The organism is Bacillus cereus group sp. BfR-BA-01347, from assembly GCF_022663835.1.
Classification (GTDB): domain Bacteria; phylum Bacillota; class Bacilli; order Bacillales; family Bacillaceae_G; genus Bacillus_A; species Bacillus_A thuringiensis_K.
This window is the reverse complement of sequence record NZ_JAKUGG010000073.1, coordinates 1-782: the sequence shown is the minus strand read 5'-3', so window position 1 is coordinate 782 and position 782 is coordinate 1. Positions and strand designations below refer to the sequence as shown.

Genomic DNA, 782 nt, shown 5'->3' with positions numbered 1-782 from the left:
TTTTAAGGGTTTTGAGATTCAAAAGATTTGTGATCAGTGTAATGAGGTGGAAGAAGAGTGTTATTGTGATGCTGAGGCATATGAAAGGTGATTATTAAAAAGAATATTGCTTATACTAGTAAAAAAAATAAGAGGACCTGAAATGGAGAACAGGCCCTTTTACAAAAGTACATAAGAGGAAAACAATGTCTACTAATATAGTATCAATGAAGGTGATGTAATTCTAGGTACTAAATATTGAGAAATAGATATTAAAAATGTTGTTCGTGTAGCGTATGTAAATATCATAAAGAAAGTAGAGGATGGAAATAAGAATATGAGTAGTGGTACTAGATATAAATCGGGTTTCATCATTTTGATATATTTTGTTATGACACAATTTGTGGGGATAATAGGTGTACAATTGCTAGCGAAGACAGGTTGGTATGATATTCAGGGAAACCAACAGCAAGCAATTCAACAACTTCTTGTGCATTGGGAACTAATTGGGTTTTCACTTATGCTAATAATCATTTTTCCTATATATAGTAAAGAATTAATAAATGATCCAAAGTTATCGATTAAATTATCAAGAAATTCATTCATATGGATTTTAGTTGGGATCATATTCGTATTTCTTGCGCAGATGGTTGGTAGTGTATTAGATAAGAGTGTATTTCAGCTAACTACGCAATCAGCAAATACGTCTAGTACAGTCGCTGCAGCAGCAATATCTCCTGTGGCACTTGTTTCAATTGTTCTTCTTGCACCGTTAGTAGAAGAGTTTGTTTTTCGTTATGCGG

The 782-nt window shown here is 32.9% G+C and carries 1 protein-coding gene; it reads left to right on the top strand.

Going from position 1 to position 782, the window contains the following annotated elements; genetic code table 11:
* Window positions 1-316 precede the first annotated feature (316 nt).
* Window positions 317-782: CPBP family intramembrane metalloprotease (locus MR143_RS32650; protein ID WP_199697869.1), on the top strand; the 466-nt coding region annotated here is incomplete at its 3' end.